Genomic DNA, 14,524 nt, shown 5'->3' with positions numbered 1-14,524 from the left:
CCGGGAGATGCTGCCGGGCATGGCCGCCCGTCCGGGCACGAGCCAGCACGGCCTGGGGTTGACCCGTCCCGGCACGGCGGCCCTACCCGTCTCCCCCGTCTCAGGCGGCTACTTGAGTTCGGACTCCGCCTCCTCGATCAGCGCGAACTCCTCCTCCGGCGCGTTGGCCACCAGCCGGTGCCGCGAGTAGAACCAGAAGTAGGCGAGAAAGGCGAGCAGGATCGCGGCGGTGATGGCCGCGCCCACCATGTCGACGAAGAACGTCGCCACCACCGCGCACACCGCCAGGACCAGGGCGATCCCGGTGGTGACGGTGCCGCCCGGGGTCCGGTAGGGGCGCGGCAGGTCCGGCTCGCGGCGGCGCAGCACGATGTGCGCGACCATCATGAGCACGTACGACACCGCCGCCCCGAACACGGCGATGTTGATGAGCAGGTCTCCGTTGGCGACCGTGGCCGCGAGGACGAAGCCGATGGTGCCAGGGACGATGAGGGCCGCGTAGGGGGTGCGGCGCCCGCCCGTCACCGACAGGAAGCGGGGCAGGTAGCCCGCCCGGGAGAGCGCGAACAGCTGCCGGGAGTAGGCGTAGATGATCGAGAAGAACGACGCGACCAGCCCGGCCAGGCCGACGTAGTTGACGAAGTCCGCCAGGACGGTGTCGCCGCCGTAGGCCTCCCGCAGCGCCTCCGGCAGCGGGTTGCCGGACTCGGCGAGCACCGCCGACCCCGCGCCGCCGGGGGCCAGCACCAGCATGAGCGCGGCGGTCACCAGGAGCACGGACATCGCGGCGATGATGCCCCGGGGCATGTCGCGCTTGGGCTCGCGGGCCTCCTCGGCGGCGAGCGGGACGCCCTCGACCGCCAGGAAGAACCAGATGCCGAAGACGAACGCGCCGAGGATCCCGGCGTACCCGTAGGGCAGGAAGGCGCTGGCCCCGACCGCGTCCGTGGGCGCGATGTCGAAGAGGTTGGCCGCCTCGAACCGGGGCGCCATGCCCACCGCGAACACCACGAGGGCGACGACGGCGACCCCGGTGATGACGAACATCAGCCGCAGCGCCTCACCGACGCCCCACACGTGCACGCCCACGAACAGCAGGTAGCAGACCAGGTAGACCGGCCAGGCGTTGGTGATGCCGAACAGTCCGAGCGCCTCGACGTACCCGCCGATGAACACGGCGATCGCGGCGGGGGCGATGGCGTACTCGATGAGGATGGCGGTGCCGGTGGCGAACCCGCCGAGGGGGCCCAGGGCGCGCCGGGCGAAGCCGTAGCCCGCTCCGGCGGTGGGCAGGGCGGAGGCGAGTTCGGCCAGGCCGAACACCATGCACAGGTACATCGTGCCCATGAGGAGGGTGGCGATGAGCAGTCCGCCCCAACCGCCCTCGGCCAGGCCGAAGTTCCATCCGGCGAAGTCGCCGGAGATGACGTAGGCGACGCCCAGTCCGGCGAGCAGGACCCAGCCCGCCGCGCCCTTCCTGAGCTGTCGTCTGCGGAGGTAGTCGTCGCTGGCCAGGGAGTAGTCCGCTCCCTGGACGTGGACACGGCCGTCGGCCGGTCCCTGGGAGCTCGTGTGGTCGGCGTCTGCCATGGGCGTTTCCTCTGCTCGGTCAACCAGCCCCACCGGTCGCCCCCGACCAGACCCGGGGGACAAAGGTCTATGGTCGGTCCTTTTTGTGAGTCGAGATCATGCGCTGCCGCGTTCGGGCCTGTCAAGGGGGGTACGGGGATTCGCGGCGAACCATCCCGAATCGCCGTAAGCGCTCCGTTTCCACCAGGTCACAGCGGTGTTTCTGACCGCGCGCCCATTGACACCGCCGCGCGCTCCTGGTTCCATTCAGCTCATTGGTCTGCTCCTGAACCAAACATCCGTTCGGGACGCCCGTCCCAGAGCCGCGATCCCGGACGGCGCCCCGCACGCCGGACCGCGACGCGAGCAAGGAGACCCCCGTGCCACAGATCCCCCCGGTCGCCTCCGACCCACCGCTGACCCTCGACGACCTGCGCCGCGACGCCGCCTCCGGCGCCGTGGACACCGTCCTGGTGGCCTTCACCGACATGCAGGGCCGCCTCCAGGGCAAACGGCTCTCCGCGCGCTTCTTCCTGGAGGAGGTGGTGGGTCACGGCACCGAGGGCTGCGGGTACCTGCTCGCCGTGGACGTGGACATGAACACCGTCGACGGGTACGCGATGTCCTCCTGGGACACCGGCTACGGCGACTTCGTCATGGCCCCGGACCTGTCCACCCTGCGGCGCACGCCCTGGGCGGAGGGCGCCGTCATGGTCCAGGCCGATCTGACCTGGCACGACGGCACACCGGTCCCGGCCTCGCCCCGGCAGATCCTCCGCCGCCAGACCGAGCGGCTCGCCGAGCGCGGGTGGCGGGCGATGGTCGGCACGGAGCTGGAGTTCGTCGTCTACCGCGACAGCTACGAGCAGGCGTGGGACCGGGGCTACCGCGACCTCACCCCGGCCAACCGGTACAACGTCGACTACTCCGTGCTCGGCGGCGCCCGGGTCGAACCGCTGCTGCGCCGGATCCGGTGCGAGCTGGGCGCGGCGGGACTGTACGCGGAGTCGGCCAAGGGCGAGTGCAACCTGGGCCAGCACGAGATCGCCTTCCGCTTCGACGAGGCCGTGCGCACGTGCGACAACCACGCCGTGTACAAGAACGCCGCCAAGGAGATCGCCGCCCAGGAGGGCATGTCGATCACCTTCATGGCCAAGCCCAACCAGCGCGAGGGCAACTCCTGCCACATCCACATCTCCCTGCGCGGGGAGGACGGCGCCCCGGTCCTGGCCGAGGGCGGGGGCCTGTCGGCGACCGGGCGGCACTTCCTGGCCGGGCAGATGGCGGCGCTGCGCGAGTTCACGCTGCTGCTGGCGCCCAACATCAACTCCTACAAGCGGTACGTGCCGGGCAGCTTCGCGCCGACCGCCGTCGCGTGGGGCCGCGACAACCGCACGTGCGCGCTGCGGCTGGTCGGGCACGGGCCCTCGCTGCGCGTGGAGAACCGGGTTCCGGGTGGGGACGTCAACCCCTACCTGGCCAACGCGGCGCTCATCGCGGCCGGGCTGCACGGGATCGACAAGGGGCTGGAGCCGGGCGAGCCCTTCGAGGGCAACGCCTACGCCTCCGGTCTGCCGACCGTGCCCGCCACGATGCGCGACGCGCTGGCCGCGTGGGAGGACAGCGCGCTGGCCCGCGAGGTGTTCGGCGACGAGGTCGTCGAGCACTACGCCAACTACGCCCGGGTGGAGCTGGCCGCCTTCGACGCGGCCGTCACCGACTGGGAGATGTACCGGGGCTTCGAGCGGCTGTGACCGCGGCCCGTACCCACTGACCAGGCGCCCGACACCACGGAGGAGCACGATGCCCGACGAACCGACCGTCCAGCGGGTGGTCGACCCCGCCACCGAGGCGGTGATCGCCGAGGTCCCGCTGGCCGGGGAGAAGGAGGTCGACGCGGCCGTCGAGCGCGCCCGCGCCGCCGCCCCCGCCTGGCGGGCGACGGCCCCGGGCGACCGGGCCCGGCTGCTGCGCGCGGTCGCCGCGAGGATCGACGAGCACCGCGAGGAGCTGGCACGGACGGAGGTCCGCAACGCCGGGCACCCCGTCGAGCAGGCGCGGTGGGAGGCGGGCAACGCACGCGACGTGTTCGAGTACTTCGCCGCCGCCCCCGAACGGGCGACCGGACGGCAGATCCCCGTGCCGGGCGGGTGGAGCGTGACCTTCGCCGAGCCGCTGGGCGTGGTCGGGGTGATCGTGCCGTGGAACTTCCCGATGCCGGTGCTGTCGTGGGGCGCCGCCCCCGCGCTCGCGGCCGGGAACACCGTCGTGGTCAAGCCGTCGGAGCTGACGCCGCTCACGGCGCTGCGGATCGCCGAACTCGCGCTGGAGGCGGGGCTGCCCGAGGGCGTGTTCCAGGTGCTGCCCGGCACCGGTCCGGTCGCGGGTGAGCGCCTGGTGCGGCACCCGGGGGTCGACAAGATCGTGTTCACGGGGTCGACGGCCGTGGGCCGCCGGATCATGGCCGCCGCCGCGGACGACTTCACCAGGGTCACGCTGGAGCTGGGCGGCAAGAGCGCCAACGTCGTCTTCGCCGACGCCGACCTGGAGAGGGCGGCGGCCGGGGCGCCCGGCGGTGCGTTCGACAACGCGGGCCAGGACTGCTGCGCGCGCTCGCGGGTGCTGGTGCAGAGGTCGGTGTTCGACCGGTTCCTGGAACTGCTGGAGCCCGCCGTCACCGGGATCGCCGTGGGCGACCCGTCCGACCCGGCGACGGCGATGGGGCCGCTGATCTCGGCGGCCCAGCGCGACCGGGTCGCCTCCTTCGTGCCCGACGGGGCGCCGGTGGCGTTCCGGGGAACGGCTCCGGACGGACCCGGGTTCTGGTTCCCGCCCACCGTGCTCACCCCCACCGACCGGGACGCCCGCGTGCTGCGCGAGGAGGTGTTCGGCCCGGTGATGTGCGTCGTGCCGTTCGAGGACGAGGCCGAGGCGGTCGCCCTGGCCAACGACACCGAGTACGGGCTGGCCGGGTCGGTGTGGACGCGCGACGTCGGCCGGGCGCTGCGCGTGGCGCGCGCGGTGCGGGCCGGGAACCTGTCGGTGAACTCCCACTCGGCGGTGCGGTACTGGACGCCGTTCGGCGGGATGGGGCACTCCGGGATCGGGCGCGAGCTGGGCCCGGACGCCCTGGAGGCGTTCACCGAGACCAAGACCGTGTTCGTCTCCGACGACACCTGAGGACACGGCGACATCAGGACGCCCGGCGCGCGACCGCGCCGGGGCCAGGCAGGGACATCACCCGAGGGGGGAACGAGGCATGCAGCGGTTCGACGGGCGCGTGGCCGTGATCACGGGCGCGGGCAGCGGGATCGGCAGGGCCACCGCGCTGCGGCTGGCGCAGGAGGGCGCTCGGATCGTCGCGGTCGACGTGGACGAGGACGGCGGGAAGCGGGTCGCCCAGGACACCGACGGGCTGTTCGTCCGCGCGGACGTGACCGACGAGGACCAGGTGCGCGAGGCGTTCGCGACCGCGCGCTCCGCCTACGGGAGCGTGGACGTGGCGTTCAACAACGCGGGGATCTCGCCGCCCGACGACGACTCGATCCTCACCACCGGGATCGACGCCTGGCGCCGGGTGCAGGAGGTCAACCTGACCTCGGTGTACCTGTGCTGCAAGTACGCGCTGCCGCACATGCGCGAGCAGGGGCGCGGGGCGATCGTGAACACGGCGTCGTTCGTGGCGACGATGGGCGCGGCCACCTCGCAGATCTCCTACACCGCGAGCAAGGGCGGGGTGCTGGCGCTCAGCCGGGAGCTGGGCGTGCAGTTCGCGCGCGAGGGCATCCGGGTCAACGCCCTGTCGCCCGGACCGGTGAACACGCCGCTGCTCCAGGAGCTGTTCGCCAAGGACCCCGAGCGCGCGCAGCGCCGCCTGGTGCACGTGCCGCTGGGCCGGTTCGCCGAGGTGACCGAGATCGCCGCCGCCGTGGCCTTCCTGGCCAGCGACGACGCCTCGTTCATCACCGCGTCCAACTTCCTGGTGGACGGCGGGATCTCGGGGGCGTACGTCACCCCGCTGTAGGGCATGTAGGGGCCGACCGCACGAGAAAGGGGGGCCGATGCGCCCCGTCATCGGGATCTCCGCCTACGCCGAACAGGCCCGGTGGGGTGAGGCGTGGGACCTGCCCGCCGTCCTGCTGCCCCGGGCCTACGCCGACCAGGTCGCGGACGCGGGCGGCGTGCCGGTGCTGCTGCCGCCCGTGTCCGGGGTGGAGGGGGCCGTGGAACGGCTCGACGGCCTCCTCCTGGCGGGCGGCGGCGACATCGACCCGGGCCGGTACGGGGCGCCGACCGACGCCCGCACCGCCGGGGTGCGGGGCGCGCGGGACACCGCCGAGATCGACCTGCTGGAGGCGGCGCTGGCCCGGGGGCTGCCGGTGCTGGGGGTGTGCCGGGGCATGCAGATGCTCAACGTGGTGCGCGGCGGCACGCTCAACCAGCACCTGCCCGACCTGGTGGGGCACCACGGGCACCGGGAGAAGGCGGGGGTGTTCGGCACCCACCCGGTGACCGTGGCCGAGTTCTCCCGGACCGCCGACGTCCTGGGGCGCACGGAGCTGGAGGTGCCGACCTACCACCACCAGTCGCTGGCGGAGCTGGGCGAGGACGTCACCGCCACGGCGTGGGCGGACGACGGGACGGTCGAGGCGATCGAGTACACCGACCGGTTCAACGTCATCGGGGTGCAGTGGCATCCGGAGATGGGCGAGGATCCGTCGCTGTTCCGCTGGCTGGCGGAACGGGCGTCCGGCGTCGACCGGGGGTGAGCCCCGTCCGGAACGGGAGGACGTCGCGCGGCCCCGGAAGTGTCCTCGGCGGTGGGTACCGTGCCGCCGCTTCCGGTGTGGGCGCGGGAACTGGCCGCCCGGCTGGCGGGCGAGGAGTTCACGGACCGGGAGGCCGATCAGGTCATCGTCAACGAGTACCTGCCCGGGCAGGGGATCAGCGCCCACGTCGACTGCGTGCCGTGTTTCGGTCCGGTCGTCGCCGCGGTGTCCCTGGGTTCCGCCTGCCTCATGGACTTCATCGACCCCGACGACGGCACGAAGCTGGCGGTGCCGCTGGCGCCGGGCAGTCTGCTGGTCATGACCGGCCCGGCCCGGTACACCTGGCGCCATGCCATCGCCGCGCGCAAGAGCGACCCCGGTCCGGCCGGTCGGGTTCCCCGTGGACGCCGTGTCTCGGTGACGTTCCGTACGGTCCTGCCCGCGCATCCGTAGCACCGCGCCCGGACCTGGAGTCGCGTTCTCCGTTCCGGGGTGAGGGTGTCCGCCAGGACCGGGAGCGCGTGGAGGTCGGCTCACTCCCCTGCGGCGCGGCCGTCCGGGACCCCGAGCACCCCGGCCACGGCCGCATCCCCTTCCCCGCGGCCGGGTGGGACCCCTTCCCCGGTGCCGCCACGCTCTGACGCCGTGGGCCCCGTCGGCCCCGGCGGGGCCCACGCACACGTGGGCGCGACTACCTCGGCTCGGGCACCTCGACGCCGCTCTCCTCCGCCACCGGCTCCGAGTCGACCTCGCTGACCGCGGCTCCCGCCCACTGGGTGACGTCCAGTCCGGCGTTCGTGCCCATGGGGAACCACCACATGTAGGCGGCGACCTTGGAATGGAAGACATTGCCTTCCACGACGTTGTACACCTGGATCTCCTGCCCCCTGCGTACCGCGATGGCCTTGGTGTTCCTTCGTCCGCCGGATCCCGTCTGACGCAGGATCGGCTCCTCGCACCGGTAGGTGTGTCCGCCGACCACGACGCGCAGGCTCGTCTTGTTCCCCTGTGCGTCGTTGTTGCTCGTGTTGTCGTACATGTTGGTCTGGACGGTGAGGATGCCGTCGGTGGGCGCGTTCGCCTTGAAGGGGCTGCCCGACGTGGGCGTACCCCCCTGATCCCAGCCGTACTGGTGTCGGCCCTTGAAGAGGGAGACGGGTCCGGTGACACTGACGTCCCCCGGCCGTGCGACCAGGTCGCCCGCCTGGAACCGGCCGGGAGCGGTGCCGGAGGAATCATTGTCGGGATCGGCCGTGAGGAAGTCTCCGACGCTGAACGTGCCGTCGACGCAGACGTCCTTCTTCGCGACCAGCTCGCCGTTGACCTCCAGGCCGCCCGTGCCGGTCCTGATCGATCCGTAGGTCTGCGTGAGCGTGTTCTCCACCGCGACCCCGCCTCCGTTGCCGCCGATCCGCGCCACCGACAGCCGCCTGTCCGACGCGACCGTGACATCCCCGTTCGCGGTCAGCCCGCCGTTGACCTCGATCCCGTCCGGGCCGGTGACGATGCCGCCGCCGGTCTGGGTGAGGGCATCGCGCACCTCGATGCCGCCGCCGTTGCCCGCGATGGTGGCCACCGTCAGTGTCCTGTCCGGTGCGACGGACACGTCCCCCCTGGCCTCCAGCGTGCTGTTGACGGTGAGTGTGTTGACCACCATGTCCGGGTTGAGCACGGTGACCAGCACCGACCGCATGATCTCCACGTCCCCGACCCTGCCGATCAGGTAGAACGTCGTGGTCTGCCGGACGTCCCCGACGACCTTGCGCTCCAGGTGGGAGACGTCCTCGGGGTCGTTGCCGCCGTGCACCAGGGTGGTCGTGACCCCCTCCGAGCGCTTCCAGGTCAGGACCACCGTCCCCCCGTTGTCGATCTCGTAGGTGTCGGCGGCGAAGTGGTCCAGGTAGAAGTCCTGCGGGAACTTCCCGGTGAAGATGCTGACGGTCTGGGAGCCGCTCTGCTCGAAGTCCGCGCGGACCCGCAGTTCCACCGCTCCCACCTCGCGGTTGACCGGGATGTCGGAGACCTGGAAGGTCAGCCCCTGCCCCGGAGCGAGCTCCGCGTAGGGGTCGGTGGTGGTGAACTCGATCCGTTCGCCGTTCCTGGACCAGGTCCAGCCGTCCAGGCTGATGCTCGCCTCGACCCGCTCCAACGACAGCGCCAGTTGCGCGGCCAGTTCCCCGGTGGGGATCTCCACCGACAGCTCCGTCAGCCTCAACGTGTCGCGGCCGTTGTTGGAGGCCACGAACACCAACCGGGCGCGTTCGGGATCGAGCTCGGAACCGTCGCCCTCCTCAGCCCCCTCGGGCGACACCCGGATCGGGTGGGGTGTCGTGTACAGCGTGTACTCCAGTCCGGCGGAGTCCTCCGGGCCGGTACGCACGGTGTTGATGATGGGCATGCTGTCCGTTTCCTTCCGTGGTCGGGCTCTCGCTATCGGCCGGTGCCGTGGGCCGCGGCGGCGTCGTCCAGGACCAGGAACCCGGACCGCAGGTGCGGTGGCGCCACGGGCGGCCGGGCGGGGTCGGGTGTGTCGACGGCGTGCGTCTCCCACCCCTCGCCGACGGGTTCGGTCCACGACCACCGGCCGGTGACCGTCGCCGGTCGGGGCATCACCACCGACGTCACCCGCTCGCCCTCGACCTGCCGGGTGCGGGTCGCCGCCAGCACGGGTCCGGTGCGGAACGACACCGACATGTGCTCCAGCGCGGGCGAGACGAACCGCTCCGGCACCCGCAGCTTCCCGACCGGCAGCACGTCGCTGACGGCGTGCACGGGGGCGCGGGGGTCGAGCAGCAGCATCACCTCGGCCGAGTCCTCGTGGTCCAGGCGCAGGCGCAGGCGGTCACCGTTGCCGATGGGGCGCAGGTAGTCGTTCGCGGGCCCCTCGGGCGGCACCACCGTCTCCAGGTGCTCGTAGTCCTGGTCGAGCGCGTAGCCGACCAACCCGTCGTCGGTCTGCCGAGCCTCGCCGAGCCTGACGATCCACCGGTAGCCGGTGGTGGCGGGCGCGGGCGGGCCGATGGCCTCCCGCCACCCCGTGTCGGCCCTGGGCGGCCCCTCCAGCTGCATGTCCAGCCGGGCGCGCACCAGGGCGAGGGGGCGGCCGAGGAAGAACCCGGCCCCGCCCGGTTCGGCGCCACCCGGGTCGATCCCGGCCAGGGCCTCGTCCACGGTCGCCAGCAGCGCGGTCAGGGTGTCCGGTCCCTTGCGAACCACGGGCTCCAGCACGTGGTGCAGGTAGGGGTGGGCCTCGCGCAGGTCGTCGAGGGTGTGCAGGTCGGAACCAGGAAGCCGCCGCCAGGCCACCACCTGGTTCCCGGAGTCGGGGTCGAGGACCGTGCGCAGCTCGCCCAGCGCCTCACCCTCGGGCGCGTAGCAGGCGAGCGAGGCGTCCAGACGGTTGTGCAGCAGCCACCCGCACACGGGGTTCCGGGACGGGTCGTAGGCGACCGGGTCGTCGCTGCCGGGGATGAGCAGGTCGAAGTGCAGCCGGGCGGGTTGGAGCAGGCGCGGGCCGAGTTCCACGTACCGGTCGGCGCCGAATTCGCCCACCGGGTGCTCGGGCACCATCGCGTCGGGCACCGCGTCCGGCATGAAGTGGGCGGGGTCGTCGTCGGGCACCAGGCGCACGGCCCGGCCGAACCGGTCGACGACGGTGAGGCTGGAGAAGAGGATCTGCCCGGCACGCAGGTCCACGAACTCCGAGTCCGGCCAGGGGTCGAAGCGGCCGGGGAGGTCGCCCGGGTCGGGGGCGAGCCGCTGGCCGTCGCCGATGAGGGCACCCGTCGCACCGGTCGCGCAGACGTGCCCTCCGGACAGGCGTTGGCCGAGGCGGGCGGAGAAGCCGTCCAGCCGCTGGGAGAGCACGTCGAGTTCGGTGGCGCGTCGGCGCAGCCCCCGGACGAGGCCGGGGTCGAGGTCGTCGCGGTCCTTGGCGTAGGCGCCGATCCGGCCGCTGAGGTCGGCGCCGGCCGAGGGCATCAGGTACTGCTTTCCGGTGATCTCGCGGTACCCGGACTCGCGGTCGCCGCCCTTCCAGTGGTAGCGCAGGGTGTCCGCGTCGAACTCCCACCGGTCCTGGCCGTCCTCCTGGAAGGGGGTGTGGAAGTAGCGGACGCTCCAGTGCAGGGCGAGCGGCTGCCACGCCTGGGTCCAGTCGCCGGTGCCGTACTCGGGCAGGGTGCCCTCGTGGTCGGCCAGGCTCATCCCTCGGGCGCGGGCGCGTTCGAGGACGAGGAACTCGGCGGCCAGCGGATCCAGGGCGGCGGGCAGGCCGGTCAGCTCGATCTGTGCGACCTCGTCACGGACACCGGCCGCGTCCGTGGTCCGCTCCCCGTCGGTAACCTCGGTGATCGTCTGGTCGGGGGTGCGGCAGGGCAGGAAGGCGTCACGTCCCAGCGGGGCGTGCAGCCGCGCGCCCTGGAGCAGGACGACCGGGTCGGCGGAGTGGTCGAACTCGGTGTCGGGGACCCGCACCAGCGTGCGGTGTTCGCCGATCCCCCGGGCGTCGGCGTACGCGCGGGCCGAGGCCGCCAGGTCGTCGGGCTCCATCGCCCAGGGCAGGCCGTCGGCGCGCAGCACGGCGAGCTCTCCCGCCAGCCGGGCGACGGTCCCGGCGGCGCCGTCGGGGTCGTCCGGGTCCAGCTGGGCGGCGATGTGGTCGGTGAACTCGGCGGGCTTGTCCTCGTGGGTGTTCAGCCGGTCCATGTACCACAGCCGGTAGAGGCGGTCCCGGGCGGCGGCCAGCTCGCGTTCGAGCCGGTCGTGCTCGGCCTGGACCCGGTTGAGCTCGCCGACGACGGTGTGCTCGGTGGCGAGGCGGCGGGCGCGGGCGTCGGCGGGCTCGGGCGGCGGGGCGGAGGCGTCGGCGCGGTCGACCACCTGCCAGACGTAGCCGCCGGGGCCGCGCCCGAACCCGGAGCGGTGGGCGGCGCGTCGGAGGATGATGTCCGCCTCGGGGCGGTCCATCTCGTCGAGGGTGTCGAGCAGGAAGGCGCGGAACAGGTCGGCGTCCTCGGCGCTCATCGCCGTCTCTCCGTCGGCGTGCCGCTGGAGCGCGCCCTCGGCCTCGGCGGTGCTGTTGCCGACCGCGACCGCGATGTCGCACCGGTCGGGGATGGGGTCGTCCCCGATCACGCCGAGGCGCTTCCAGTCCACCCCCAGGACCGTGCCGGTGAACAGGGAGCGCCGCCGCTCCCCCGCTCCGGAGGGCGCCCGCCACTCCAGGCTCTCCAGCAGGGCGGCGTAGTCGGTCCCGTCGTCGGCGAGGATGTCGCTGCCCGGGTCGGCGTACCACCCCGCGACGAGGTAGCCGAGCCGCTCATCGTCCTCGACGTCCTCCAGCGGGTCGTGGAGGGAGAAGACGTTCTCGTTGAAGGGCTGGTAGACGGAGAAGGCGAGCAGGCCGGGGCCGACCGCGGTGAGGAACGGCGCGCGGCCGTCGTCGGGTTCGCTCCACGGGGCGCCCTTGACCAGCTCGACCCTGCGGCCGATCTTGGTCGCCCGGGGCTCCTGCGCGTGGGGGTCGACGAAGGAGACGGTGCCGTCCCAGTCGTCGACGAAGTCGCTGTGCACCATCCAGGCGCGCACCCGCCGAGAGGCGTACCGGTAGCGGACCACGAGCCACCGTTGGGGCACGAGCGGGAAGTCGCCGATCTCGCCGTCGGGTCCCTGGCGGCCCCGGGTGAGCGCCTCGGGCAGCTGCCACTGGAGGTAGACGCCGTTGGCCTCGGGCTTGTGCGCCCAGTCGGTGTCGTTGGTGAACGGGTCGGGGTCGGCGCCGCGGCTGCCGTCCAGGACGGAGCGGTAGTTGGTCGCGGCGCGGTAGAACCCGCCGCCGACGCGCAGGCCGTCGTTGACGGCCAGGGCCGCGACCTCGACGGGCACCACCAGGGTGTCGGAGGTCGGGATGGTCTGCTGTCCGGTCATGGCTGTCGCTCGGTCTTCCTACGAGATCAGGGGCGGGTGAAGCGCTGGAGTTCGGGGGCGTTGACCATCTCCAGGGCGAACTGGGCGGGCGTCAGGGCGGCCAGGCCCAGTGCGGCGGCGACGGCGGGCGCCAGCGGTTCGTCTCCCTCGGTGACGGCGACGACGTCGGCGCCGAGCGCGGCGTCGGAGGGGTGGCGCAGGAAGCGGGCGAAGGCGTGCGCCTCCTCGGGGAAGGGGCCCAGTTCGGCGCCGACGTCCCCCTGGTCGGGGTCGAGGTTGCGCAGGGTGAGCTGGCCGCGGCTGCTGACGCCGAAGTGCAGGCCCTGCGGCGGCTCGGCGATGGCGAACGCCTCGATCGGCCGCGGGTAGAGGAACACGCCGATGTCCTCGCCGACGTCGGCCCGGCGCAGCGGCTCGACCACGTCGCCGGCTCCGTCGTGGGCGGTGTAGAGGGTGTCGGGCCAGTGGGGGATGAGTTCGGAGCGGATCAGCACGGCCGACGCGGGGACCGCCGCGCCGTCCGCCGCCAGTTCGTTGAGTGTGGCGTCGAGCTGGTGGCCGACGCCGACGCTGAGCGCCCCGTCCACGGCGGCGCGCACCCAACCGGGGTCGACGTGGGCGAAGCGGACGCTCTCCGGGGGCAGCGCGCCCTCGCCGTCCTCGTCGCTGAAGGAGGCGACCAGGTGGGAGAGCGGCACCGGTTCGAGCAGCCGTAGCCGGTCCAGCCACGCGGTGACCGGTGCGAGCTCGGTGTCGAGCAGGGTGGCCAGCGCCGTGCGCGCCTCGGCCTCGGCGAGCTGGGCGCACAGGTCGGCGGTGCGCGGGCGCGGGGGCGGTGTGCTGCGCACGCGTGGGCGTCGGCGTCCGTCGCGCAGGGCGGGCCCGGCCCCGGTGAGCGCCCCGGCCATGGCCTCGCCCGCGTCGGCGGTGAGCAGCCGGTCGAAGGAGCGGCGGGCCGCGCCGGGGCGCAGCAGTGCGGCGGTCGCGGCGGCGGAACGGCCGAGCGCGTCCGGATGCGCGACCAGTCGGCGGGCGGCCGATCGGGCGGCGGACCGGTAGGCGAGCAGGTGGCGGCGGAACTCGGCGTCGGCCAGCGCCAGGGTGCGGCCGAGGGTGAACGCGGCGGCGTAGGTGGTGTCGAAGATCCCGTACTCGGCGAGGTAGACGAGCGCGGAGGTGGCGGAGTCGAACCGGGGCGGCAGCGTGTCGGGCAGCGGCTGGGCCGGGGCGGCGGTGAGCGGTCCCCGGTAGAACGCGTAGCTGAGTTCGCCGGACTCCAGACGGTGGGGAAGCGGCACGGCGCCGCCCGCCAGGCGTTCCCGGGCATCGCGGTGGGCGTCGGTGGAGCCGGAGCCGTCCGGGACGCGCAGCCGCAGCAGCAGGTCGGGCCGTTCCCCCTCGGGCAGTCCCTCGGTGGCCAGGTCGTGGGCGACGTCGCCGAAGCCCAGTGTGGTGCGGTCCTCGGACTCGAAGGACCACGACCACAGCGACACCACCCGCACGTCCCCGTCGGGCGGGGTGCCGTCCAGGTAGCCCTCCAGCCCCTCCAGCGAGACGAGGTGGACGGCGTGGCGGCCCTCGGGCGCGGGGAACCGGTTGGCGACCACCACGGAGGTCAGCTCCTCCTCGCGGGGCGGGTCGTCCTCGTCGCCGAAACGGCTGTGGGTGGCGTCGGGCGGTCCGCCCTCGCGGGTGTGCGCGAGCAGGGCGGCCTCGGCGGGGCGGGGCAGCACGGCGGCCAGCAGGTCCCCGGGGACGAGCACGGTGTCGCAGGCCAGGTCCCACTCGTCGGCGAAGACGGTGTCCGGGTCGATGGCCGGCGGGATGCCGCCCGCCGAGCCGTCGAGCAGGGCGCGGACGGTGTGCGGCTCCACCAGGCCCAGCGCGTCGGGGTCGTTCGGCAGCTCGCCCTCGCGGAGGACCAGAAGCGCGGTCCAGGGGGTCTCGCGCTCCTGGCCGGGCAGGACGCGCGCCCAGGCCAGGGCGGGCAGTTCGGTGGTGATGTGCGCGAGCAGCTCCTTGTAGTCGCCGACGGTGCCCGGGACCGGGTAGCAGGCGCGGACGTCGTCGTCGCCGAGGACGAACCGCTGGGTGCGCACGTCGAAGGGCTGGGCGGCCGGGGGCAGGTCGGAGCCGGTGTCGATCTCGTCGATGCCCTGGGTGACGGTGATGTCGTACATCCCGCCCGCCAGGGAGGGGATGCGGTGGTCGAAGAACCGCGTGCGGGTCTCGACGGCGTTGTCGGTCATCGGTGTCCT

At 73.3% G+C, this 14,524-nt stretch carries 9 protein-coding genes; 5 read left to right on the top strand and 4 right to left on the bottom strand.

Going from position 1 to position 14,524, the window contains the following annotated elements; translation table 11 throughout:
• Window positions 1-108: 108 nt before the first annotated feature.
• Window positions 109-1,590, bottom strand: a complete 1,482-nt coding sequence (gene eat, locus AB0I72_RS26400) for an ethanolamine permease (RefSeq protein WP_358573334.1) — start codon at window positions 1,588-1,590, stop codon at window positions 109-111.
• A 359-nt stretch (window positions 1,591-1,949) separates the two neighbouring features.
• Between eat and AB0I72_RS26395 the strand changes: the two genes are divergently transcribed.
• The 5 genes from AB0I72_RS26395 to AB0I72_RS26375 all read left to right on the top strand — a co-directional run bounded on the left by AB0I72_RS26395 (window position 1,950) and on the right by AB0I72_RS26375 (window position 6,791).
• Window positions 1,950-3,323 (top strand): glutamine synthetase family protein, encoded by a 1,374-nt coding sequence (locus tag AB0I72_RS26395; protein WP_358573332.1) that lies wholly within the window; start codon window positions 1,950-1,952, stop codon window positions 3,321-3,323.
• A 49-nt stretch (window positions 3,324-3,372) separates the two neighbouring features.
• A complete protein-coding gene (locus tag AB0I72_RS26390; RefSeq protein ID WP_358573330.1) occupies window positions 3,373-4,749 on the top strand; it encodes an aldehyde dehydrogenase family protein in 1,377 nt (458 codons plus the stop codon).
• Window positions 4,750-4,828: 79 nt separating this feature from the next.
• Entirely contained in the window at window positions 4,829-5,593 is a 765-nt protein-coding gene (locus tag AB0I72_RS26385; protein WP_358573328.1) for a 3-oxoacyl-ACP reductase, read from the top strand.
• A 37-nt stretch (window positions 5,594-5,630) separates the two neighbouring features.
• Entirely contained in the window at window positions 5,631-6,338 is a 708-nt protein-coding gene (locus AB0I72_RS26380; protein WP_358573326.1) for a gamma-glutamyl-gamma-aminobutyrate hydrolase family protein, read from the top strand.
• A gap of 60 nt (window positions 6,339-6,398) precedes the next feature.
• A complete protein-coding gene (locus AB0I72_RS26375; protein WP_358573324.1) occupies window positions 6,399-6,791 on the top strand; it encodes an alpha-ketoglutarate-dependent dioxygenase AlkB in 393 nt (130 codons plus the stop codon).
• 238 nt (window positions 6,792-7,029) lie between these two features.
• Here the strand turns inward: AB0I72_RS26375 and AB0I72_RS26370 are convergent, their stop codons facing one another.
• From AB0I72_RS26370 to AB0I72_RS26360, 3 genes are read right to left on the bottom strand one after another with little or no spacing between them, the layout of a single operon-like run.
• Complete coding sequence (locus AB0I72_RS26370) at window positions 7,030-8,736, bottom strand: hypothetical protein (RefSeq protein ID WP_358573322.1); 1,707 nt, start codon at window positions 8,734-8,736, stop codon at window positions 7,030-7,032.
• Window positions 8,737-8,768: 32 nt separating this feature from the next.
• Window positions 8,769-12,266, bottom strand: a complete 3,498-nt coding sequence (locus AB0I72_RS26365; RefSeq protein ID WP_358573320.1) for a hypothetical protein — start codon at window positions 12,264-12,266, stop codon at window positions 8,769-8,771.
• A gap of 26 nt (window positions 12,267-12,292) precedes the next feature.
• Window positions 12,293-14,515 carry a hypothetical protein gene (locus AB0I72_RS26360; RefSeq protein WP_358573318.1) on the bottom strand — a complete coding sequence of 741 codons (2,223 nt, stop codon included), beginning with the start codon at window positions 14,513-14,515 and terminating at the stop codon, window positions 12,293-12,295.
• Between the last annotated feature and the right edge of the window lie 9 nt (window positions 14,516-14,524).

The organism is Nocardiopsis sp. NPDC049922 (assembly GCF_040660275.1).
In the GTDB taxonomy this organism is placed as follows: domain Bacteria; phylum Actinomycetota; class Actinomycetes; order Streptosporangiales; family Streptosporangiaceae; genus Nocardiopsis.
Note: the sequence above shows the minus strand (reverse complement) of the source record. Positions and strands in the feature narration are given on the sequence as shown.

Excerpts from the sequence above, each read along its gene's own strand:
- AB0I72_RS26370 (WP_358573322.1), bottom strand. The coding sequence starts at position 8,736 with ATGCCCATCATCAACACCGTGCGTACCGGCCCGGAGGACTCCGCCGGA.
- eat (WP_358573334.1), bottom strand. The coding sequence starts at position 1,590 with ATGGCAGACGCCGACCACACGAGCTCCCAGGGACCGGCCGACGGCCGT.
- AB0I72_RS26385 (WP_358573328.1), top strand. The coding sequence starts at position 4,829 with ATGCAGCGGTTCGACGGGCGCGTGGCCGTGATCACGGGCGCGGGCAGC.
- AB0I72_RS26380 (WP_358573326.1), top strand. The coding sequence starts at position 5,631 with ATGCGCCCCGTCATCGGGATCTCCGCCTACGCCGAACAGGCCCGGTGG.
- AB0I72_RS26390 (WP_358573330.1), top strand. The coding sequence starts at position 3,373 with ATGCCCGACGAACCGACCGTCCAGCGGGTGGTCGACCCCGCCACCGAG.
- AB0I72_RS26360 (WP_358573318.1), bottom strand. The coding sequence starts at position 14,515 with ATGACCGACAACGCCGTCGAGACCCGCACGCGGTTCTTCGACCACCGC.
- AB0I72_RS26365 (WP_358573320.1), bottom strand. The coding sequence starts at position 12,266 with ATGACCGGACAGCAGACCATCCCGACCTCCGACACCCTGGTGGTGCCC.